The 22,550-nt window shown below is 62.4% G+C and carries 20 protein-coding genes; 5 read left to right on the top strand and 15 right to left on the bottom strand.

All coding sequences use genetic code 11. The features are described from left to right. Window positions 1-2: 2 nt before the first annotated feature. From LN996_RS14755 to LN996_RS14775, 5 genes are all read right to left on the bottom strand, one after another. Window positions 3-1,457: an ABC transporter permease gene (locus tag LN996_RS14755; RefSeq protein WP_231341118.1), complete on the bottom strand. Its 1,455-nt coding sequence runs from the start codon at window positions 1,455-1,457 to the stop codon at window positions 3-5. 200 nt (window positions 1,458-1,657) lie between these two features. Further along, window positions 1,658-2,755, bottom strand: a complete 1,098-nt coding sequence (locus LN996_RS14760; protein WP_231341119.1) for a sugar-binding protein — start codon at window positions 2,753-2,755, stop codon at window positions 1,658-1,660. 54 nt (window positions 2,756-2,809) lie between these two features. Then, window positions 2,810-4,078: a multiple monosaccharide ABC transporter permease gene (mmsB, locus tag LN996_RS14765; protein WP_231341120.1), complete on the bottom strand. Its 1,269-nt coding sequence runs from the start codon at window positions 4,076-4,078 to the stop codon at window positions 2,810-2,812. Window positions 4,079-4,122: 44 nt separating this feature from the next. After that, window positions 4,123-5,679 (bottom strand): multiple monosaccharide ABC transporter ATP-binding protein, encoded by a 1,557-nt coding sequence (gene mmsA, locus LN996_RS14770; protein ID WP_231341121.1) that lies wholly within the window; start codon window positions 5,677-5,679, stop codon window positions 4,123-4,125. A gap of 129 nt (window positions 5,680-5,808) precedes the next feature. Beyond that, the gene (locus LN996_RS14775) at window positions 5,809-6,999 is read right to left on the bottom strand and encodes an ROK family transcriptional regulator (RefSeq protein WP_231341122.1); all 1,191 of its coding nucleotides are present in this window, start codon (window positions 6,997-6,999) and stop codon (window positions 5,809-5,811) included. 322 nt (window positions 7,000-7,321) lie between these two features. Here LN996_RS14775 and LN996_RS14780 point away from each other — a divergent pair, with 322 nt between their 5' ends. Next, window positions 7,322-8,185, top strand: coding sequence for a carbon-nitrogen hydrolase family protein (locus LN996_RS14780; protein WP_231341123.1), 864 nt, complete (start codon window positions 7,322-7,324; stop codon window positions 8,183-8,185). Here the strand turns inward: LN996_RS14780 and LN996_RS14785 are convergent. The 7 genes from LN996_RS14785 to alr all read right to left on the bottom strand — a co-directional run bounded on the left by LN996_RS14785 (window position 8,182) and on the right by alr (window position 14,490). Further along, a complete protein-coding gene (locus tag LN996_RS14785) occupies window positions 8,182-8,709 on the bottom strand; it encodes a hypothetical protein (RefSeq protein WP_231341124.1) in 528 nt (175 codons plus the stop codon). The genes LN996_RS14780 and LN996_RS14785 overlap by 4 nt on opposite strands. Then, entirely contained in the window at window positions 8,706-9,023 is a 318-nt protein-coding gene (locus LN996_RS14790) for a hypothetical protein (protein ID WP_231341125.1), read from the bottom strand. The genes LN996_RS14785 and LN996_RS14790 overlap by 4 nt, the downstream gene beginning before the upstream one ends. Next, window positions 9,007-10,434 (bottom strand): hypothetical protein, encoded by a 1,428-nt coding sequence (locus LN996_RS14795; RefSeq protein WP_231341126.1) that lies wholly within the window; start codon window positions 10,432-10,434, stop codon window positions 9,007-9,009. Before LN996_RS14795 ends, LN996_RS14790 begins: the two co-directional genes overlap by 17 nt. After that, on the bottom strand, window positions 10,435-11,151 hold the full coding sequence (locus tag LN996_RS14800) for an ATP-binding cassette domain-containing protein (protein WP_231341127.1): 717 nt from the start codon (window positions 11,149-11,151) through the stop codon (window positions 10,435-10,437). 154 nt (window positions 11,152-11,305) lie between these two features. Continuing rightward, a complete protein-coding gene (locus tag LN996_RS14805) occupies window positions 11,306-11,461 on the bottom strand; it encodes a hypothetical protein (RefSeq protein WP_231341128.1) in 156 nt (51 codons plus the stop codon). Between the two features lie 166 nt (window positions 11,462-11,627). Further along, a complete protein-coding gene (locus LN996_RS14810; protein WP_231341129.1) occupies window positions 11,628-13,268 on the bottom strand; it encodes a PucR family transcriptional regulator in 1,641 nt (546 codons plus the stop codon). Then, complete coding sequence (gene alr, locus LN996_RS14815) at window positions 13,258-14,490, bottom strand: alanine racemase (RefSeq protein WP_231341130.1); 1,233 nt, start codon at window positions 14,488-14,490, stop codon at window positions 13,258-13,260. The genes LN996_RS14810 and alr overlap by 11 nt, the downstream gene beginning before the upstream one ends. A gap of 194 nt (window positions 14,491-14,684) precedes the next feature. On the opposite strand from alr, the gene LN996_RS14820 reads away from it, so the two are divergent. Next, window positions 14,685-16,115 carry an amino acid permease gene (locus LN996_RS14820; RefSeq protein ID WP_231341144.1) on the top strand — a complete coding sequence of 477 codons (1,431 nt, stop codon included), beginning with the start codon at window positions 14,685-14,687 and terminating at the stop codon, window positions 16,113-16,115. Beyond that, window positions 16,112-17,812 (top strand): NAD(P)/FAD-dependent oxidoreductase, encoded by a 1,701-nt coding sequence (locus LN996_RS14825; RefSeq protein ID WP_231341131.1) that lies wholly within the window; start codon window positions 16,112-16,114, stop codon window positions 17,810-17,812. The genes LN996_RS14820 and LN996_RS14825 overlap by 4 nt, the downstream gene beginning before the upstream one ends. 28 nt (window positions 17,813-17,840) lie before the next feature. Here LN996_RS14825 and LN996_RS14830 read toward each other — a convergent pair whose 3' ends face one another. Genes LN996_RS14830 through purU form a run of 3 tightly spaced genes read right to left on the bottom strand, consistent with a single transcriptional unit; the run spans window position 17,841 to window position 19,925 of the window. Then, a complete protein-coding gene (locus tag LN996_RS14830) occupies window positions 17,841-18,359 on the bottom strand; it encodes a gamma carbonic anhydrase family protein (RefSeq protein ID WP_231341132.1) in 519 nt (172 codons plus the stop codon). Between the two features lie 9 nt (window positions 18,360-18,368). After that, a complete protein-coding gene (locus LN996_RS14835) occupies window positions 18,369-19,052 on the bottom strand; it encodes a class I SAM-dependent methyltransferase (protein WP_231341133.1) in 684 nt (227 codons plus the stop codon). Window positions 19,053-19,073: 21 nt separating this feature from the next. After that, window positions 19,074-19,925, bottom strand: coding sequence for a formyltetrahydrofolate deformylase (gene purU, locus LN996_RS14840; RefSeq protein ID WP_231341134.1), 852 nt, complete (start codon window positions 19,923-19,925; stop codon window positions 19,074-19,076). A 236-nt stretch (window positions 19,926-20,161) separates the two neighbouring features. Between purU and glyA the strand changes: the two genes are divergently transcribed. Together glyA and LN996_RS14850 are read left to right on the top strand one after the other, a co-directional pair. Further along, the gene (gene glyA / locus LN996_RS14845; RefSeq protein WP_231341135.1) at window positions 20,162-21,457 is read left to right on the top strand and encodes a serine hydroxymethyltransferase; all 1,296 of its coding nucleotides are present in this window, start codon (window positions 20,162-20,164) and stop codon (window positions 21,455-21,457) included. A 142-nt stretch (window positions 21,458-21,599) separates the two neighbouring features. Further along, a complete protein-coding gene (locus LN996_RS14850; protein ID WP_091466032.1) occupies window positions 21,600-22,493 on the top strand; it encodes a bifunctional methylenetetrahydrofolate dehydrogenase/methenyltetrahydrofolate cyclohydrolase in 894 nt (297 codons plus the stop codon). The last annotated feature ends 57 nt before the right edge of the window (window positions 22,494-22,550 follow it).

Below are 22,550 nucleotides of genomic sequence, written 5' to 3' on the forward strand. Positions count from 1 at the left end.
GGCTATTCTCCTCGGAGTACTTCGATGGGACGGATGCGGGCGGTCAGCAATGCCGGGACCAGCGCGCCGATGATGGCCACCGCGAACACCGCTGCGATGCCTGCAGCGAGGACGCCGGGGGAGACGCTGGCAGTCACGGAGGTGAGCAGCTGGGAAGCGCCACCGAACGGACCACCTTGGCCGCCGCCGGGCAAGCCGCCACCGCCAGGTACCGCGCCGTTTGGCATGGCCCCTGCGAGACCGCCGCCGCGCTGGGTGGTGGTGGCCGCCGTCGTGGTTGTGTTCGAACTGATGAGCGCGGACGCAATGCCGCCGCTGGCCAGTGAAGCGATCACCGCACCCACCACGCTTCCAAGAGCTACAAGAACCAGTGACTCGAGGACGAACTGCAGGCCGATGGTGCGGTTGCGGGCACCGATCGCCTTGAGGACACCGATTTCGCGGCGGCGCTCGCGGACCAGCATGACCATGATGAGCAGGATGATGATGCCGGCGGTGGCGAGGGCCGCGATGAAGGCGATCAGCGAGATGTTCTTGACGCTGTCCAGTGAGCTGACGGCGGTTTCGAGGTTGCGCTGGCCCTGGGTCACGTCTGCCTTGTCCGTGCCGAGTGCGTCCTGGACAGCGGTCTTGGTGCTGTCCACGTTTTCCATGCTGTTGACCGTGACGATCATGCTGGAGAGCTCATCCGGGGTTTCGGCCAGTGTCTGCGCTTCCGGCAGGGCGACGTAGACGGCGTTGTTGCCGAACGTGGTGCCGGCGTCGAAGATGCCTGACACGGTGAACGTCTTGTCCTGGATGGTGAAGGTGGAGCCCACTGTCAGGCTGTTCTTCTCCGCAAGCGAGGTGCCCACAAGTGCCTTCGCTTCGGCTGCGGTGTAGTCGCCCAGCCCGGTGCCGCTGGTGATGTCCAAGGCCTTGCCCGTGCTGTCCACTTCGGCGCCGATACCCGTCGCGGTGATCGGGAGCGTGCGTACCGGCTGGGTGGTGCTGCCTGTTGTTCCGGCGGAGCCGTTGCGGTTGCCCAGCGTACCGGCGTCGACGGCGGCCGTCAGGTTCGTGGTGACCGTCGCCTGTTGTCCGCCGGGACCGAAACCGCCGCCCGGGCCCTGCTGGGTGGTGCCGGTTGTTGAATCCGTGGTTCCGGTGGTCACCGTCTGGAGGCGCAGTGCCTTGGTACCAACAACCGACGTCACGTTGGCGACCGAAGCCGCAGTCTCAGCTTCCGCCGTCGTGAGCGGCTCGCCGCCGCCTTCGAAGCCCTGGCCACCGGCCGGATTCACCGTCAAGGTGGTGCCCACGGAAGCGTTGAGCTCCTGGACCTTGGCACCCACGGCCTGATTGGCGACCAGCATGGCCAAGGCCAAACCGATGGCTACGGCCAGCACGACAACGACCGCCGCCGTTCTGATTTTGTTGCGGAAGGCGTTGCCTACGCTCCGGGCAAGGACGCTCACGTTTCTCCTCTTGACCTGCATGTTCGTTCGTCCCGCTGAATGCGGGCCGCAGATCCAAGACTGCTGAGTGCTGCTGTGCTGCACACCAGCCGAAGCTATGCGTGGGCTGTGAAAGCACCCGCGCCTGCCGTTTGAGGCAAGCGAAAGCCCCGGCCCGCCTGCTGGCGGACCGGGGCTTGCTGTCTTGCTGTGAAGAGGTGCTACTTGGTGATCGGGCCGAGTACCGGATCGTCAACGTAAGCGGTCTTGACGTTCTCCAGCGTCACGATCTGTGGCGGGAGGAGGTACGCGGGGACGGTCTTGACGCCGTTGTTGTAGGAGTCCTTGTCGTTGATTTCCAGTTCCTTGCCGGCCTGGAGGTCCTTCACCATGGTGATGGCGTGCTCAACGAGCTTGCGGGTGTCCTTGTTGATGGTGGAGTACTGCTCGCCTGCCATGATCGACTTCACGGACTCAACTTCGGAGTCCTGGCCGGTGACAACCGGGAGCGGCTTGCCGGCGGCCCTGACGGACGTCAGCACTGCACGGGCCAAGGTGTCGTTCGGGGACAGGACGCCGTCCAGGGAAGCGGTGCCATAGCTGCCGGTGAGCAGCGTGTCAGCGCGACGCTGGGCGTTTTCTGCCTTCCAGCCCTGGGTAACAGCCTGCTCGAACGAGGTCTGGCCCGAAACAACCTTGAGGGTGCCGTCGTCGATCTTCGGCTTCAGGACGCTCATGGCGCCGTCGAAGAAGACCTTCGCATTGGCATCATCCGGGGAGCCGGCGAAGAGTTCGATGTTGTACGGACCCGTCGCCTTCTTGGCCTTCATGCCGTCCAACAGGGCCTGGCCCTGCAGTTCGCCAACCTTGAAGTTGTCGTAGGCCACGTAGTAGTCCACGTTCTCGGTGTTGAGGAGCAGGCGGTCGTAGGCGATGATCGTGGCGCCGGATTCCTTGGCCTGCTGGAGCTGGGTACCCAGCTGGGCGCCGTCGATGGCTCCCACGATGATGACCTTGGCGCCCTTGGTGACCATGGCGCTGATCTGGTTCTGCTGCTCGGATACGCCGCCGTTGGCGAACTGTACGTCCGCCTTGAAACCGGCGCTGGTGAGGCCGTCGTTGAACAGCTTCTCCGCGAGGACCCAGTTTTCACTGGTCTTCTGCGGAAGTGCGACGCCGATCAGCGAGTCCTTGGGGAACGCTTCCCCGCCTGCTGTGCTGCTGCTTGAGCCGCTGTCAGTGCGGCCGCAGGCTGTCAGCGCCAGTGCCGCGATGGCAGCGACTGCTGCTGCCTTTCCTGCTTTACCAAACATTCGCATATCTTGGTTCACTTTCTGTGTGGGTGGGGTGGAGCGAGTCTGTCAGGAAGCGGATCACGCTTCCTTGGAGATGACCTCTTTGGTGGATGTGGTTTCGTCCGGCTTGATCTCGTTGTTGCGCTGGAAGCTCTTCAGCAGCAGGCCGGTAATGGACCGCTTGCCCTGGGACTTGTTGTAGACATCGAAAGCGACTGCAGCCAGGAGCACCAGGCCCTTGATGATCTGGGTGAGGTCGGCGCCAACACCCAGGAGCTGAAGGCCGTTGTTGAGGACGGCCATGACCAGGCCACCGACGATCGAGCCGATCACGGTACCGACACCACCGGTAACGGCAGCGCCACCGATGAAGACGGCCGCAATGGCATCCAATTCCCAACCGACGCCGTCGAACGGGCCGGAAGCAGTGGAGCGGGCAACGAAGATCATGCCGGCAAGGCCGGCCAGGATGGACATGTTCATCATGACCATGAAGTTGACCTTCTTTGACTGCACGCCGGACAGCTCAGCTGCGTGGCGGTTGCCACCCACCGCGTAGACGTGGCGGCCGAGGACCGTCTTGTCAGCGATGAAACCGTAGATGAGCACCAGCACGGCAAGGATCAGGCCGGGGATGGGGAAGGACGTTCCGGGGCGGCCAGTAGCGAACAGGTACGTCGCGTAGAGGATGGCACCGCAGATCAGCACCAGCTTGGTGACCTCAACCCAGAGCTCGGGAACATCGGCGCCAAGTGCCTTGTTGGCTGCACGGGCACGCAGGGACATGATGACCACCAACGCTGCCGCCGCAATGCCAATGAGCAAGGTGAGGTTGTTGAAGCCGGTGTTCGGGCCGATTTCGGGCAAGTACCCGGAACCAATGAACTGGAATTCCTTGGAAACGGGGATGGTGTTGGACTTGCCCACGAACTGGTTGAAGCCGCGGAACAACAGCATGCCGGCCAGCGTCACGATGAAGGCAGGTATGCCCACATACGCTGTCCATAGCCCTTGCCAGGCGCCGATCACTGCTCCAAGGAGCAGGCCGAAGAGCACACCCGCCCACCAAGGCAGGCCCCAGTCCCGCATGGCGAGGGCCACCGAAACCCCCACGAACGCGGCTACGGAACCGACGGAGAGATCGATGTGGCCGGCGATGATCACCAGCACCATGCCGATGGCCAGGATCAGGATGTAGGAGTTGCCGTTGAACAGGTTGATCACGTTACCGGGGGTCAACGTGCGGCCACCGGTGAAGATCTGGAAGAAGACGATAAGTGCCACCAGGGCGAAGATCATGCCAAACTGGCGGGTATTGCCACCAAATAGCTTCTTGAGCGCGTTCATTGTTTTGGTCCTTGTGTCAGGATGGGGCGAGTCTGGGCCAACGGTCAGGCGGTTTTGCGGGCGGAAGTCATGAGTTTCATGAGGCTTTCCTGGCTTGCTTCGTTCTTGTCCAGGACGCCGGTGATGGCGCCTTCGAAGATGGTGTAGATACGGTCGGACAGGCCCAGGAGCTCAGGGAGTTCCGAGGAAATGACAATCACTCCCTTGCCCTGGTTCGCGAGCCTCTGGATGATTCCGTAGATCTCGTACTTGGCACCCACGTCGATTCCGCGGGTGGGTTCGTCCAGGATCAGGAGGTCGGGGTCGGTGAACATCCACTTGGCCAGCACAACTTTCTGCTGGTTGCCGCCGGAGAGTTTGGCCACGCCTTCCTCAACCGACGGGGTCTTGGTCCGCAGTGACTTCCGGTACTCCTCCGCCACCGTGAACTCCTTGCGCGTATCCACCACCGAGTAGTTGCTGATTTTGTTCAGTGCCGCGGAAACCGTGGTGGTCTTGATGTCGTCCAGCAGGTTCAGCCCCAAGGACTTGCGGTCCTCAGTGACGTAGCCCAGGCCGGCGTCGATGGCTTGCTTGACGCTGCGGAGGTGGACCGGCTTGCCGTCCTTGTACACCTGGCCCTTGATGAAGCGGCCGTAGGAGTGGCCAAAGAGGGAGCGGGCCAACTCCGTGCGGCCGGCGCCCATGAGCCCTGCGAAGCCGACGATTTCGCCGCGGCGCACAAAGAAGTTGGAACCTTTGCAGATCAGGCGGTCCGAGATCTGGGGGTGTCCCACGGTCCAGTCCTTGACCTCGAAGAACACCTCGCCGATCGTGGGTTCGTGGTCCGGGAAGCGGGACTCGAGCGTCCGGCCAACCATGCCCTTGATGATGCGGTCCTCGTCCACGCCATCACGCTTGACGTTCAAGGTCTCGATGGACTTGCCGTCACGGATGATGGTGATCTCGTCCGCGATCTGTTCGATCTCGTTGAGCTTGTGGGAAATGATGATCGAGGTGATGCCCTTGCCTTTGAGGCCCAGGATCAGGTCCAACAGGTGCTGGGAATCGGATTCGTTCAGCGCTGCGGTGGGCTCGTCCAGGATCAGCAGGCGAACGGACTTGTTCAGGGCCTTGGCGATTTCCACCAGCTGCTGCTTGCCGACGCCGATTTCCTTGATGGGGGTATCGGGATCCTCGCGCAGGCCAACGCGGGCCAGTAGTTCGAGGGAACGCTTGCGGGCCTCGCTCCAGTCGATCACGCCCCACTTGGTGGGTTCGTTTCCGAGGAAGATGTTTTCCATGATGGACAGTTCCGGGATCAGGGCCAGTTCCTGGTGAATGATCACGATGCCGGCCGCTTCACTGGCGCGGATGTCCTTGAACTGCTGGGTTTCGGCTTGGTACACGATGTCGCCGGTGTAGCTTCCGTACCCGTAAACGCCGGAAAGAACCTTCATGAGCGTGGACTTGCCGGCACCATTTTCCCCGCAGATTGCGTGGATTTCGCCGGCCATCACACGCAGGCTCACGTTCGACAAGGCCTTCACGCCGGGGAATTCCTTCGTGATCGAGCGCATCTCCAAGAGGATGGGATCACCTTGCGTGTCGAGGGATGTCATCAGCCCTTACGCCTCCAATGCATGACTTCGTTGTCGGCCCCGCAATGGCGAGGCTGTCTGATGAAAAAGTAAACTGGATCACGGCCCTTGTCGTCAAGACTTGAACGCAAGAGCCAGCTAACGATTTCGTTACCTACCGGTAATACCCGCGTGTTGGAAGACCAAAGCGGCGGCCCCGAGTGCTTCTGCGCGTGCCCCGAGGGACGACATTGCGAGGTGGGTTGTCTCGCCCACGACAGGTACGGCGTGCCTGACCAGGCCGCGCCGGATGGGGTCCAGCAGGAGGTCCCCGAGGCCCGCCAAAGGTCCGCCCACGACGATCACTTCAGGGTTGATGAGGTTGGAGACGTTGCCCAAAGCGCGTCCCACCGCTAGTCCGGCGTCGTCCACCACCCGCTGTGTCGCGGAGTCGCCGGCGAGGCAGTTCCGGACGATATCCTGCGGTGTCAGCAGGGTCTCCTGGCCGCGTCCCAGCAGTTCGATCATGGTGGTGGTGGACGCTATCGTTTCGAGGCAACCCCTGTTCCCACAGCGGCACACCAGGCCATGTTCGTGAATGGTTGCATGGCCGATTTCGCCGGTGATTCCCACATTGCCGTAATAGGGGAATCCGTTGAGGATCAGGCCCGCGCCAATGCCCGAGCCGATCTTGAGGAACATCAGGTTGGAGACCCCGCTGTGGGGTCCCCACGTTACTTCTGACAGCGCGCCCAGGTTGGCGTCGTTGTCAACGAAGACGGGGCAATTGAGCGCTTCCTCAAGCCGATGGAGGATGTCGATGCCCACCCATTCCGGAAGGATGGCTCCCTGGGCAACCGTGCCGGAGCGGCGGTCGATGGGGCCGGGAATGCCCGCGCCCGCCCCCACCACGGCAGTGCGGTCGATGCCGTTTTCCTGCAGCAGCCTTTCCAGCAGGCGGACTGCGGCAGCGATGCCTTCCTCAGCCTGGTGGCCCAGCGGCAATTCGATGTAATCCTCGGCAATAACGTGATAGCCCAGCGAGGCCAGGACCACGCGCAGGTGCCGGCGCCCGAAGTCGATTCCGACGGCGACCGCTCCGTTGCTGTTCAGCCTCACGTTGGTTGCCCGGCGCCCGGAGCTGGTGGTGGGTTCCGTGGAAACCAGGCCGGCGTCCTGCATGATCTTCACGATGTTCGAGATCGTCGCCGTGGAAAGCCCGGTCTGGCGCGACAGCTCTGCTTGCGTGGAGGGACCGCTCAGCAGGCACTCGATGATGCGTTGCTGGTTCAGGTGGCGCAGCGCGGACTGCGAGCCGGGTTTTCTTGGGTGGCTCTTCGTTGAGCGCTGCGTAGCGGGCATGACAAGAAGATTGCCCCACAAGCGACGTTGTAGTCAAGAAGTGAACACAAGGAGTCAACACTCCCCGACATACTCCAACGCAAGAACACCCGTTATGTACCCCTTGTGGGGCCCGTTATGCGCGCCAACTTCGAGATTGAGGGCGCAGAGCGGGCCCCACAACGGTCTCTTGGCAACAGCATGCGGGCATTGCGTCCCGCCTGGGCGCCGTGCGGGTCCAATTGCCCCGCTCCTTGCGTCCCGGCCAGGCCTACGCTTGAAGAAGAAACCTCCCGGGCCCATTCTGTGGGCATCGGGAACAGGCGAACCCAAGGTGGTAAAGATGCTGCTCTCAGTCCTGCAGGCGAACGCTTCCGTGATGGACGTTGAGGCGAACCTGCGCACAATCGACGACGCCGCGCAGCGCGCCGCCCACGCAGGGGCCGGGTTGCTCCTCACGCCGGAGTTGTTCCCCGTGGGATATGCCCCTCTGCGGCTGCACGCCGAACTGGACCCTGCCACTCTCCCGGACATTCGCGAACGCCTGGCTGACATTGCCCGCCGGCACAAGATCGGCCTGGTCTACAGCCTTCCGGCAGTGAGCCGGCAGGCAGCCGTCAACCAGCAAGAGACAGCGCACGACGACGTCGCGCAGCCAGCCGCCGCTGGCAACGGCTGGCACATCACGGCTACTTTGGTGGACGCCTCAGGCGCAGAGGTTCTCAACTACGCGAAGGTGCATCTCTTTGGGCCGGAAGAGCACAAGGCGTTCGTGGCCGCCCAAGAACCTCCCGCCGTCGTGGATTTCAACGGACTCCGTACGTCGATGCTGATCTGCTATGACGTTGAGTTCCCAGAAGCTGTGCGTGCCGCCGCCACGCGCGGCGCCGAACTCCTACTCGTCCCAACGGCCCTGTCCGCCGGGTTCGACAACGTGCCGCAAGTACTCATCCGAGCCCGTGCCCTGGAGAGCCAACTCAACGTGGCCTACGCCAACCACTCCGGACACGAGGATGTGTACACCTTCCTGGGTGGCAGCGTTGTGGCCGGTCCTGACGGCTCTCTACTGGCTGCCGCCGGGGAAGGTTCAGCTTTGCTGTTCGCCGAGGTAGGCGCGGAAGCGGTCAAAGCCGCGCGTGAGGAAGTCCCGTACCTTCGTGAGCGCAGGCCGGAACTGTACGGGCAATGGCAGGACAGGCAGGGCTAGGGGTCAACCTGAAGCAGGTGTACTTGCCGCCGCCATGCTAGTAGGCCTTTGACCAGGCTTCTGCCGTCGCCGAAAAGTGGCAACAAGAATATGGCGTGAAGGAAGAACCACCAGTGAAGTGCATAGTCAGGCAGCGCCAAGGCAACCGGGACCCCTGCGACACACGCCGCCAAGGGGCCGGCCAGGGCAATAAGTGCTGCCTGCCAACCCACGAGTCTTCCCATGGGAATGACTGAGAATCTCAGCAGTGTGCTCGCAAAGGTGACGTGGGTAATTCCCGGGGTCAGCTTGAGGCCGAGGACGTGGGAGCCCTCGTGAATCACAAAGCCGATCAGCAGGCAGGATGCATGGATCAGCAGCCAAAAGGCCGGTTGCAGAATCCCGGGAATCCCCGCCACCGCGGTGACTGCGCAGGCAGTGAAGCCGGCAGCCACTGCGGCGGCCGGAACGCGGACGGCCCAAACCAGGCTTTTGACGGCCACCATGACTTTGACCTCGTCAATGGGAACCGTGCTGAGATTCACCGCTGCTGTGCCTGCAGCAGTTGCTTTTTGCGGAGCTTGAGCTTTTCAAGGACTACAGTGACCGCCACGCAAAAAACGAAGAAGATGCCGAAGATGATCGCAATGGGTGTGCCGTCGGCGACCCCAATTTCCAAGGCCGTTGCGCCGCTGGCTTGCTCGTGGGCCTCGAAGAAGATGGCACCGAAAAGCCCAAATTTTCTGACGCCCACGTCCATAGTGGAAAACATGGCCATGATGAATCCTGCCACCACCATTGCCATGGTGATCACAAATGACACTGAAAATGCCGTGATAACTCTAAGAAGCCACTTCATGGCGTCGAATCCTTTCCATCCTCTGCATGCCGAGGATGCTGTACGTCACAACCAAGATATTTAGAACTGAGTAAACTACTGCGCTTATCGCCGGTTCGAGATTGAATACGTTGAGGCCGAGCGTGATCGTCAAGATGACGATAATGGCCAGCACCGCACCGACCAGAACAGTGAATGGGTTCCCCTTTTCCGGTGGAAACGCAATACCTATGAGGGTGGAGATAAGAATATTGCTGAGGCAGAATCCTGCTACGGGCAAACACGCAGAGAGCTCAATGCCTTGAGCAAGGCTGGCCGCGGTAACCGGAATCGCGACCGTAACCCAGAGGATTATCTGCGAGCCGAGGATGCTCGCGTAGTTCCTCCACGCGCTGACGTGCAGCACTGACATGCGCCGCAATGGTTCAGAATTTACATAGGCGTACACGCCCTGAAATGTAATGAGAGCCAAAACATAGGGTGGAATGACAATGTGTTGCAGCCATGCAAACAGCGAAAACGCTAAGACGAAGATGACGGAAACTAGTGTTTCGAAGCTGCGGAACAGCACCAGCGTGTAGGCCCCCAGCCTCCACGTTGCAATCTCGGAAGGAAGCAAGATGATGAAGCGACGGAGGGGGACGTACGCTCCGGGAGCAGCGGCCACGATGCCGGCAATAACGGCCATGGAGGCTGCGGCAAAGCTCACCACCGCGAGCCACAATCCGAAGTTCTTTTCAAGTGTGGAGTACACCAGCAGCGGCGAACTGTAGTCACGCCCCTCGACGAAGCTCTCGGCAATCACCGCCGTCTGCTCATTCGTATAGGGGAACAGAACTGAGAGGCCTATCGCCAGGACAATCGGTACCAGTAGTCCTCGGAGCCGTGCCAGCCGCATGATGAGGAGGCTGCGTTCCAAGAGATAGTAGGCCAGGCTGAGGAGAAGATAAACAGTCGCTACCGGAAGCCAAATGGACACCGCAATCTTCGTAATGAAATCCGGGCCCTCAAGAAGCACCGTTGATATCGAGAATGCGCCGAAAACGAAAACCGTCATCACTGCCACCACCGATGCCTCGAACAAAGCGAAGGCAAGCGTTCGTTCCTTGTTGGTGGCAGGAAGGTGAAAGGACAACTTTAGAAGTTCATCCGCCTTCAAGAAGAGGACCCGTATCAGCGTGTACGCAATGAGGACCCAAAAACCCACCGAAACGTTGGCGATTGCGAGGACGGGTTCGAATAAATCAGTTCCACCGAGATACTGCCGCATCACCGTGTAGCTGAGAACATTGAATCCCGCAAATCCGAGCAGCACAATAGAGGCGCCAGCGATTCGCATTGCTCTCGAGGCCAGGAGTCCACGTCCCAGAACCTGCCGGAGAATGAATGTCCAAAATAATCGAAACAACAGGACAATGCTTTCGAGCCGCATCTACTCGACTTCCATTGACTGGATGTACTCAGAAGCAAGGACCGAGAGGTTGCCATAGTCCTTGTTGACTGAACCCAGGTCCCCTTGGAAGACCAGGGCGCCTTGGATGAGGACGGTAACGTCATCGGCCACATTCTCAAGAACGTTGAAGTCATGGCTGCACAAGAGTACCGAGCGCCCATCGCTTGCGAGATTCCGGACGTCTTTTTCGAAGATCTTTACTGATTCGATGTCCACTCCATTGAGTGTCTCATCGATAACAGTGAGACGACGTTCCAGCATGAATGCGGCAATGAGCTGGAGTTTCTTGCGCATTCCATGGGAGTAGTCCTCAATGAGGTCACGGTGGCGACCACTCATTGAATAGCGGTCAAAGTGATGACCAAGGACATTCAGATCGAGCGGTTCAGTGTAGAGACCATGCATGAATCGAAGGTATTCTTCGCCGGTTAGGAACTCGGGCAGGTAATCATTGCTCGAGAGGTACATTGCAGACATTTTCGCACTGCGACTGGAATTCCTGTGCCCGTTGATGTGGACGCTGCCACCCTGCATTTGCAGTAGGCCCAAAATCACCTTTATGAGGGTTGACTTGCCTGATCCGTTGGGACCGATAAGACCCATGATTCTGTTTCCGGAAATGCTGAGTGAGACGTCATGCAGGACTTGCTTCTGAAAGTTGTACGCATAATCGATGTGGTCGACAGTAAGGGGCATTGGGCTTTGGCTCCATGATCTGGCTGTGGTGGCATCGCACGACGATGACACCACCGCGGTTATCTGACGACTAGACGCACTCCACCCAGACGGAAACGCCCCACTGGCTCCAACTCCAGTTGCCGACGAACCGTCCACGGCCGGACGTCAGGCATCAGATGGCCATGGCGCCCAGAATCGCGAATGCGAGGACCATAAGAACAGCGAGCACGACGAGGAACCAACCGTCGTAACGAATGACCATATGGTCGATTTTGCTCCTGATTGCGGCCACGGTGCTGGTGGCCTGTACTGCTGTTGTAGCGAGCATATTTCCCCCTCGGAAATGATGATCTGTACGGCGCCGATGAGATTCGGCACCCACGAGGAGGCTAGACACCTTGAGCAGCCCCCTAGCCGCCCGACAGCCAAAATAGGTGCCAATAGCGCCGAAAATGAGTGGTGAAAACCGCTTGCACAGAAGAATTCGGTGTCATCTAGGTGGTGCCCGCCACATCCGTGGAGTTCGCCAACTCCTCCACGTACTGCAACGCGAACCACAGCTCTGCACGCACCTGTGCTTGGTTGAGGTCCATGTCCAGCAGCTCACCGAGCACGCCGATCTGCCGCCGGACGCTGTTCCTGTGCAACCCCAGCAGTTTCGCCGAGGCGTCCCAGCTGCCGTTTTCGCTGAGCCAGCCGCGGAGGACAGCCAGCAACGGATCGCGCCGGTCAGGTTCCAGCGAGAGCACGGGCGAAAGGAGCCGCTCCGCCAGCATGGTTCCGGCTTCGCGCCCCAAAAGGCCCGCAACGGACCACGTCACTTCATCCACGCGCGCGCTCATGCCGCTGGAAAGTACCCGGCTGCGGAGCGAACTGGCACGCTGATAGGCCGCAGTGAGCCCGGGAAGTTCCGTTGGTTCACCGATCACCAAGCGCCACCCCAGTTTTTCGACGTCGGCCAGCAGGGAATCATCAACCCTCAGGCGTGTGATTGCCGCGAAGCCGTACTCGGTGATCTCTACGAGTTTGGTGTCGAACAGCCTCCGCCATTGCAGTAGCTCGCGAACCGGTCCGTCGTCAGCGGCGCCATCCACCCTGATGCCTTGCACCACGCGCATCTGTGCCGAGCGGGTGGAGGACAGGCTCTGCGCCAGCAGGTCCTTCAGCCCGTTGACATGCTTGGTCCCGCCGGAGGTTATCGAATCCGGATGCAGCAGAACCGCCGTAGCCAACTGGCTCGGAGCAAGCGAACCGCTGGTCCGCTGCCGCACCAGCAGCTCCAGCAACCCCACAGCCGACTGCACCACGTTGTTCTGGGCCGGCGTCAGTGGCGTATCCGAGCCGAGGATCAGTGCACCCAAGTTCGCGTCCTTGGTGCTGCGCAGAGGATGACCGAACACCAATGCCGATCCCGGCTGGTCAAAACCGTCCATCTCCACCCGCGGACCGCTGCCGGACAACAGCCGCTCCAGCATCGGCGCCAACAAAGAATGCTCGACGCCGGTGCTGCCGCCGGCATGGTGCCCGGAGGCTCCCTGCCCGCCGGCATTGTGCCCGCGGGCCCGGACCCGCCCGTCCGCGCCAACAAGGACGGCCCATACGGGCACCCGCTGAACCAGGGCCGCGAGCAGTTCGTGCTCGGGCCTGGGGGAGAGGACTGCCCGCATGAGTTGGCGGTTGGTGTCGGCCAGTTGCCGGAAGACCCTGGCGTTGTCCGTTTCCAGGAGCTGGGAGAATTCCAGCCCGATCGCCGCGAAGGGCAGTGATTCCGGAATTTCGAACAAGGTGAGGTTGTGCCGGCGGCAGGCATCCACCAAAGCGTCGGGGACGGCGTCGAAATAGGGCCTAATCCCGAAGCCCAGCGCCGCCACCTTGGCATCCACCAGCCGCTGGACGTAGGCATCCACCTTCGCCGCCGAGCCACCTTTCCCAAGGAAAGGCAGCCCGGCGGTCAACAGAAATTCACCCTCCGGCAGGTACGGAGTGGGGTCCTCAAGCTCACTGGGCTCCACCCACCGGAGCAGCGAGGTGCCGCTGCCGCCGTCGTGAAGTAGTTTCAACTCCGGCGGCAGCTGCTCCAGGAACTGTTCGAGCGTGACAAAACTCAGGCGGGCGGTGGCGGGCTCAGGCGACATGGCCCTGCCCGGCGGCTGCCGGCTCCTGGTAGTCGGGGCACTGGTACGCGCTGGTAGCGTACGCCCTGGGCAGGCGGGGCGCGATCCTGTTGATGATCTCGTCCCCGTGGCTTCCTATTGCGGCACCCCAGTCATCGGCGCTGGCCGCCCCGCACGCAGGGTCACCGAACAGCACGGCGGTGTCGCCGACGTCGATTCCCGAAGCATCCGGGCCGAGGTCCACCATGAACTGGTCCATGCAGACCTTGCCGATCACGGGCACGCTGCGTCCTGCGATGTTCACCACGGAGCGGCCGCTGATGCCCTTGGGGATGCCGTCCGCGTAGCCGAGCGGGATGAGGCCGAGGTACCGGGGTTCGTAGGTGATGGCCTGGTGTTCGTAGCTCACACCGGTGCCGGCCGGAACTTTCTTGACCATGACCAGCGGCGCCGTCACGCTGAGCGCCGGCCGCAATCCGAAGTCTGCCGGGTCCAGGTGGTCGGCCGGAGCAAGTCCATAGATGGCGAGCCCCGCCCGGACCATGTCGAAGTGGAATTCGGGCCGGTCCAGGATATTGGCGGAGCTGGACACGTGCCGGAGTTCGGGCTTCAGGCCCGCATCCAGGGCTTCCCGGACAGCGTCCTCGAATTCCGCGACGGCGGTGGCGTTTCCTGGATGTGCGGGGACGTCGGCCCAGGCCAGGTGGGTCCAGAGGCCTCGAACGCGAAGGGTTCCGTCCAGTTCGGCCTGCCGCGCCCGGGCTACGAGTTCGGCCCAATCTTCTTTGCGCGCGCCGCCACGGCTCAGGCCGCTGTCCAGTTCCAGATGCACGACGGAGGGACGGCCAAGGCGTTTCGCGATCCCTGCCAGCACCTCCAGTTGGTTGACGCTTCCGAGGGAAACATCGATGTCGTTTTCCAGCGCCTCAAGGATGGTGGAGCTTGTCTGGGATGCCAGATAAAGCCAAGAAAGGATAGGTACGGTGATGCCCGCTTGGCGGAGCGTGATGGCCTCGGTGAGCTGTGCGGTTCCGAGCCAATCAGCCCCCGAATCCACTGCTGTTTGGGCCACTTCCACCAGTCCATGACCGTAGGCGTTGCCCTTCACGACGGCCATGAAGTACGGGGCTTCGGTGCGCCTTTTCAAGGCGTGGACATTGTCTGAAATAGCAGACAGGTCCACGGTGACCTGTCCGGAAAGGGTTGCCGGGGCAGCCGCTTGATAGTGTGCATTACGTCTCATGGTTGAACACTATAGGTCATTTTGCACCGCGGTGAGAGGTGGCTCACATGCCAGTCTTGTGGAGGGGAAATCGAAACTACTTTGAAGGGACGTCAAGGGTGACTGTGCCTGTGAACACCAAAAACCCAGCGGCGGGGAGCGTCACGAGGCCGAGCCTCGGAGCCCAGCTTCTGCGCCGCAAACCCATTGGCCAGATGGTCAGCGAGGCTGGAAGCAGCGAAGGCGGTACACCGCTGGTCCGCAGCTTCGGCGTCCTCCAGCTGACCATGATCAGCGTTGGCGCCACCCTCGGTACCGGCATCCTGGTCATCCTTGGCGAGTCCGTGCCGCTGGCAGGGCCAGCTATTTGGATCTCCTTCGTCATCGCCGGCCTCGCTGCGCTGCTCTCCGCCGTGTCCTACGCGGAAATGGCGGGCCTGGTCCCCGTGGCAGGCTCCAGCTACTCCTATTCCTACGCCACCATGGGCGAGGGCATGGCCTGGATCTGCGGTTGGTGCCTGGTGCTGGAGTACGCGGTCTCCGTGGCCGCAGTTGCGGTTGGTGCGGGGCAGTACGTCAACGAGACGTTGGCGGCGTTTGGACAGTTCCTCCCGGATGCTGTGAGCCAACCGCCCGGCGACGGCGGCGTAGTAAACCTCCCCGCGATGGTCATCGTGGTGCTGGCCATGGTCCTGCTGGTACGCGGTGCGCGGGAGAGCGCATGGATCAACACGGCCATTGTCATCATCAAGGTGGGCATTCTGATCTTCTTCTGCGCCGTGGCCTTCACCGCCTTCAACGCAGGCAACTTCGAGCCGCTCCTGCCCATGGGCGCCGCCGGTGTTTCAGCTGCCGCGTCCAGCGTCTTCTTCTCCTACATCGGCTTCGATGCCGCCTCCACCGCCGGCGAAGAAGCGAAGCACCCCAAGCGCGACCTGCCCCGGGCCATCATGCTCTCCATGGTGATCGTCACCAGCATCTACGTCCTGGTTGCCGTCGCAGCCATCGGTGCCCGTCCCTGGGACTGGTTCGACGGTACGGAAGCTGCCCTGGTGCAGATCCTGCACGAGATTACCGGCCAGCCGTGGATCGCGTTGGTCTTCTCCATCGGCGCTGTGCTTGCGATCGCCAGCATTGTGCTGACGGTTCTCTACGGCCAGACCCGCATCATGCTCTCCATGTCCCGCGACGGCATGGTGCCCAAAGTCTTCGGCCGCGTTTCCCGCCGTACCGGCACTCCGGTGGCCGGGACGCTGATCATTGGCACCGCCGTCGCCCTCACCGCAGGCTTGGTCCCGCTTGGTGCGCTGGCGGATGCCACCAGCATCGGCACGCTCTTCGCCTTCGCCCTGGTCAACGTGGCAGTCATCTACCTGAGGCGTAACCGGCCCGACCTTGAACGCAGCTTCCGGGTGCCGTTGTACCCGATCACGCCGATCCTGGGCACACTCATGTGCGCCTACCTGATGCTCAACCTCGGCGCCGATACCTGGATCACCTTCGGCGTGTGGATGCTGGTGGGCATCGCCATCTACTTCGGCTACGGACGCCGGAACTCAAAGATAGCCGCGCTCAGCGAGCAGGACTACCGTGAACTAACCACCAGGGCCGTGAGCCCGGAACCTGTGAAAGCAGAAAACTCATGACCATCGCCACTGAACTTCCGCTCGTCGAAGCCCCCGCGGACGCGGCCGCCCAAGCACCCATCACCATGCTGAACCCGGACTTTCCCTTCAGCTATGACCACTATCTGGCGCACCCGGACGGCTTGGGCTCAGTCCCCGAGGAGCTCTACGGCACGGAGGTGGCCATCATCGGCGCCGGCCTGTCCGGGCTGGTCACTGCCTATGAACTCATGAAGCTCGGCCTCAAGCCGGTCATCTACGAGGCCGACCAAATCGGTGGCCGACTCCGGACGGCCAGCTTCCCCTCGGCTCCCGGCGTCGTGGCGGACCTTGGTGGCATGCGGTTCCCGGTGTCCGGCAAGGCCTTCTACCACTACGTGGACCTGCTCGGCTTGAACACGAACGAGTTCCCCAACCCCATGGCGCCGGCAACGTCCAGCACCGTGATCGAGCTGGCGGGCAAGAAGCACTACGCCACGACGGCCGAGGAACTTCCTGAGTTCTTCCGCGAAGTGGCAGAGGCCTGGAAGGCGGCAGTCAACGACGGCGCAGCCTTCGCCGAAATGCAGGAAGCCATCAAGGCCCGTGACACCAAGCGGATCAAGGAACTCTGGAACGCGCTGCTCCCGGAGCTCGACGAACAGACCTTCTACGGCTTCATCGCGGCCAGCAAGTCCTTTAAGGAAGCGGGCTTCGCGCACCGAGAGGCCTTCGGGCAAGTGGGTTTCGGCACCGGCGGCTGGGACACCGACTTCCCCAACTCCATCCTCGAAATCCTCCGCGTGGTCTACACCGACGCGGACGACCAGCACCGCTCCATCGCGGGAGGAGCGCAAAGGCTCCCCGAGGCACTCTGGAACCACGCGCCGTCGAACCTTACTTACTGGCCGGAAGGCACCTCGCTGGCGTCACCGCACTCCGGATCGCCCCGCGGTGCCGTGGACAACATCCGCCGCGCAGAGAACGGCGACCTCCTGGTCCGCGAAAACTGGGGTCGCGAAGCCACTTACCAGGCCGTGGTGACCACGTGCCAGTCCTGGCTGCTGTCCACGCGCATCCACACGGAGGAAGCGCTGTTCCCGGCAGAGCTGTGGACCGCTATCGAGCGCTCGCACTACATGCAGTCATCCAAGACGTTCGTGATGGTGGACCGGCCGTTCTGGAAGGACATCGACCCGGAGACCGGGCGGGAAGTCCTGTCCATGACGCTCACCGACCGCCTCAACCGGGCAACGTACTTGCTCGACGACGGCCCGGACAAGCCCGCTGTCATGCTCCTGTCCTACACGTGGAACGATGACGCGCTGAAGTGGCTGGCCCTGAGTGCTGAGGAGCGGGTCAAGCTGATGCTGCATTCGCTGCAGCAGATCTACCCGGGTGTGGACATCGCCAGCCACATCGTTGGGCAGCCGATCACTGTGTCGTGGGAGGCCGACCCCAACTTCATGGGCGCCTTCAAGGCCAACCTGCCGGGCCATTACCGGTACCAGCAGCGTCTGTTCACACACTTCAAGCAGGATCAGCTGCCGGAGAGCCAGCGTGGCATCTTCCTCGCCGGGGATGATGTTTCCTTCACCGCCGGTTGGGCAGAGGGTGCCGTGACCACTGGCCTCAACGCTGTGTGGGGCGTGGTGAACCACCTGGGTGGCTCCTCCGTTGCCGGGAACCCGGGACCGGGTGACCTGCTGGACGAACTGGGCCCGATTTCCCTGGACTGATCCCGGCCAGGCCTCGCGCATTCAGCGTTTATGCGTGCATTTCCCGGTGCGCCGCCGCGAGTTCCTTGTAGTGGGCTGCGTTGTGCTTCACGCCCTCGAATTCCTCGTCCGTGAGTTCACGGCGGACCTTGGCGGGAACTCCGGCCACGAGGGAGCGGGGCGGAATGATTGTGCCTTCCAGGACCACGGCTCCGGCGGCAATGAGCGAGCCCGTGCCAATCACTGCGCCGTTGAGGATGGTGGCGCTCATGCCGATCAGGCAGTCGTCCTCCACAGTGCAGCCGTGGACCACCGCGCTGTGCCCCACGGAGACGCGCTCGCCGACGCTGCACGGGAAGCCAGGGTCAGCGTGCAGGACCACATTGTCCTGGAGGTTGGAACCGGCGCCGACGTTGATGGCGGCTGTGTCTGCGCGGACGGAGACGCCGTAGAAGGCGCTGGAGTCCTGGGCCAATGTTGCCTTGCCGATGATGGACGCAGTGGGCGCAACGAAGGCGGATTCATGGATGGCCGGGGTGTCTCCGGCGAAAGTGTATGAGGGGGCCATGGAGCCAGCCTACTTCCCAAGTAGGTCGCAGTTGGGTGCGGGGGTGCGGAGGACCAGGAATTGGTAGTGCTGGACCCAGTTGCCCGCGCCGGGACCGGACTCCACTCCCACACCCTCAGGCCACGTCCGGAAATGCTCGATCGAGCCGTGCTCACCAAAGGTCCGGCGCACGGTGTCGTCACTGCGGCGGCTGAAGAACCGCCGCGGTTCGTCGAGGTCCTCCGGGTTGAGGACCTCGCAGTCCTCACCTGACCAGAGCCCGACGGCGATTGGCGCACCAGGTGCGGCGACCCGCGCCAGTTCGCGGACGACGTCGTGAATTCCGCTGTTGGGGACATGAAGCAGAGTGCTCATGGTCCACACGGCCGAGAACACGGAATCCGCAAACGGCAGGCTGCGCCCGCTCGCAACCGACGCCTCCAGCCCGGCCGAGCACGCCACGTGAACGCTCTCCGAGGACAAGTCCACGCCGGTGTAGTGCAGCCCTGCCCGGACAAACTCCACGCCCTCAACACCCGTGCCGCATCCGAGCTCGAACAATGAATGCCGGTGTTCGGTCTTCAGCAGCCGGATGAACCACTCCCGGCACTGAACCCGATGCGGCGTCAGCGCACGGGTGTTCCGGACCGGAGCCTGGCGGTCGTAGAAGGCGGCCAGGTCTGCTTCGTGGTCGGCCTCGGGAATGCCGTGCATACCCTCAGCTTAGGAGTGGCGCTAGTTGAACACCACGGTCCGGGTGCCGTCCAGGAGCACGCGGTGTTCGGCGTGCCACTGAACTGCTTGGGTCAGCGTACGGCCTTCGACGTCGCGGCCCATCTGGACAAACTGTGCAGCTGTGCGGGCGTGGTCAACGCGGATGACTTCCTGCTCGATGATCGGCCCCTCGTCCAGGTCCGCCGTCACATAGTGGGCGGTGGCGCCGATGATCTTCACACCGCGGGCGTGGGCCTGGTGGTACGGCTTGGCGCCCTTGAAGGAGGGAAGGAACGAGTGGTGGATGTTGATGGCCTTGCCGTTCAACTCCGTGCAGAGATCGTTGGAGAGGACCTGCATGTACCGGGCCAGGACGGTCAGTTCCACGTCGTGTTCGGCGATGAGCTTCAGGAGCTCCGCCTCGGCCTGCGGCTTGGTTTCCGGCGTCACTGGGATGTGGTGGAACGGAATGCCGTAGAACTCCGCCAACGACTCAAGGTCCCGGTGGTTGGACACGATGGCCGGCACGTCGATGGGCAGGGTGCCGGTGCGCTGCTGGAACAGGAGGTCGTTCAGGCAGTGCGCGTCCTTGGAGCACAGGATGATGGTGCGGACCTTTTCGCCAACAGGATTGATCTGCCAGGTCATACCGAACGATTCGGCTACAGGACGCAGCGCGGTGGCCAGTTCGTCCTGGGAGGACGACGTCGATGCCTCCACGCGCATGAAAAAGTTGCCTGTGCTGGGGCTTCCGTACTGCTGGGAATCGGCGATATTGCAGCCGGCCTCCAGCAGGGCTCCGGCTACCGCGTGGACGATGCCGGGGCGGTCGGGGCAGGAAAGTGTTACTACGAAAGCGGTGGATTCAGTCACACGATCAAGCCTACCTGTGCTGCGTTGTTGTACTGTTAACGGGTAGCAACTGGCGTTGGGTGGACTACCACCAGGGAGCGGCAATCATGAAGACCACGGATCGTACGCCTGGGCCGAGGGTCATGTCTTACCGCTGCACGCACGTGACCGATCCCTCCGTCAAAAAAGGGGCGCGGGAATGCTGCTGCCGGTAGCCTGACCTGTAGCACCACCCGTTGCCTAGCCAGGAGATTTCCGTGACTACCACAACCACTTCCGCGTCTGTCAGCAACCAGTCGCTCGCCGATCTCGATCCCGAGATCGCAGCAGTCCTCAACCAGGAACTTGGCCGCCAGCGCGGCACCCTGGAAATGATTGCGTCCGAAAACTTTGCGCCCCGCGCGGTGATGGAAGCCCAGGGCTCCGTCCTGACCAACAAGTACGCCGAGGGCTACCCGGGCCGCCGCTACTACGGCGGTTGTGAATACGTCGACGTCGCTGAGCAGCTCGCCATCGACCGCGTCAAGGAACTGTTCGGCGCGGAGTACGCCAACGTCCAGCCGCACTCCGGCGCCCAGGCAAACGCTGCAGCACTGTCCGCCATGATCACCCCGGGCGATAAGATTCTTGGTCTTTCCCTGGCACACGGCGGTCACTTGACCCACGGCATGAAGCTCAACTTCTCCGGCAAGCTCTACAACGTAGCTGCCTACCAGGTTGAAGAAGACAACTTCCGCATTGACATGGACAAGCTCCGCGAGCAGGCCATCGCTGAGAAGCCCCAGGTCATCATCGCCGGCTGGTCCGCGTACCCCCGCCACCTCGACTTTGCTGCCTTCCGCTCCATCGCGGACGAAGTTGGCGCACTCCTGTGGACGGACATGGCGCACTTCGCCGGTCTGGTTGCAGCCGGTCTGCACCCGAGCCCGGTCCCGTACTCCGACGTCGTCACCTCCACGGTGCACAAGACCCTCGCAGGTCCGCGTTCCGGTGTGATCCTTGGCAAGCAGGAGTGGGCCAAGAAGCTCAACTCCAGCGTCTTCCCGGGCCAGCAGGGCGGGCCGCTCATGCACGTGATCGCGGCCAAGGCTGTCGCGTTCAAGATCGCCGCTGGCGAGGAGTTCAAGGAACGCCAGGAGCGCGTCCTCGAAGGTGCCAAGATTATCGCAGACCGCCTGAACCAGTCCGATGTTGCCGAGGCCGGAGTTTCGGTCCTGACCGGCGGCACCGACGTTCACTTGGTCCTGGTTGACCTCCGCAACTCGCAGCTGGATGGTCAGCAGGCCGAAGACCTCCTGCACTCGGCGGGCATCACTGTGAACCGCAACTCTGTTCCGTTCGATCCCCGCCCGCCGATGGTCACCTCCGGCCTCCGCATCGGTACGCCTGCCCTGGCTACCCGCGGGTTCGGTGCCACCGAGTTCACCGAGGTTGCCGAGATCATCGCCACCGCGCTCAAGGCAGGCTCCGCCGCCGACGTCGAAAGCCTCCAGGCCCGCGTCGACAAACTGGCCGCTGACTTCCCGCTGTACCCGCAGCACGAGCAGTGGTAAACGGCCTCGCTGCTAAAGCATCACCCGGGCACTGAACCGGAGCCTACGGGATCCGCCGCCACACCTACGGCGGCGGGTCCCGTTGGCATGAGCCTGTCAAAGGCTTTCGAACATAGGTCACCCACCAGAAAGAGCAGATGGAATGACACAGTCCACCGCACAGATCCTTGACGGCAAGGCCACCGCCGCAGCCATCAAGGCAGAACTGACCACTCGCGTTTCCGTCCTGGCCGCCAAGGGAATCGTCCCCGGCCTGGGCACCATCCTGGTGGGCTCGGACCCCGGCAGTACCTGGTACGTCGGCGGCAAGCACAAGGACTGCGCCGAGGTTGGCATCCAGTCCATCCGCCGCGACCTCCCCGAGGACATCAGCCAGGAAGACCTCCTGGAGGTTGTCCGCGAGCTCAACGACAACCCCGAATGCACTGGCTACATCGTCCAGCTTCCGCTTCCCAAACACATTGACCAGGACGTCATCCTGGAAGCCATGGACCCGGACAAGGACGCCGACGGCCTGCACCCCATGAACCTTGGCCGCCTGGTGGCCAACGTGAACGGCGAGATGAAGTCCCCGCTGCCCTGCACGCCCAAGGGCTGTGTGGAGTTGCTCCGCCGCCACAACATCGAACTCAAGGGCAAGCGTGTCCTGGTGGTTGGCCGCGGCGTCACCATCGGCCGCCCCATCGGCCTCCTGTTGACCCGTAAGGAAGTCAACGCCACGGTCATCCTGGCCCACACCGGAACGGTGGACCTGCCCGCAGAACTCAAGCAGGCCGACGTCGTGATTGCCGCTGCCGGCGTGCCGCACATGATCAAGGCTGAAGACCTCAAGCCGGGCGCAATCGTGCTCGACGTCGGCGTCAGCCGCGTGGACGATGGCAACGGTAAAGCTGTTGTCACCGGAGACGTGGATCCGGCCGCTGCCGACGTCGCCGCCTGGCTGTCCCCGAACCCGGGCGGCGTGGGTCCGATGACCCGTGCCATGCTGCTCGCTAACGTCGTGGAGAGCGCAGAGCGCCAGGCAGGCATCGCCTAGGTTCACACGCGCTAAACGAGAGGGCTCTTGCAACAATATGTGCAAGAGCCCTTTCAC

Source organism: Arthrobacter sp. AK01, assembly GCF_021109375.1.
Lineage (GTDB): Bacteria > Actinomycetota > Actinomycetes > Actinomycetales > Micrococcaceae > Arthrobacter.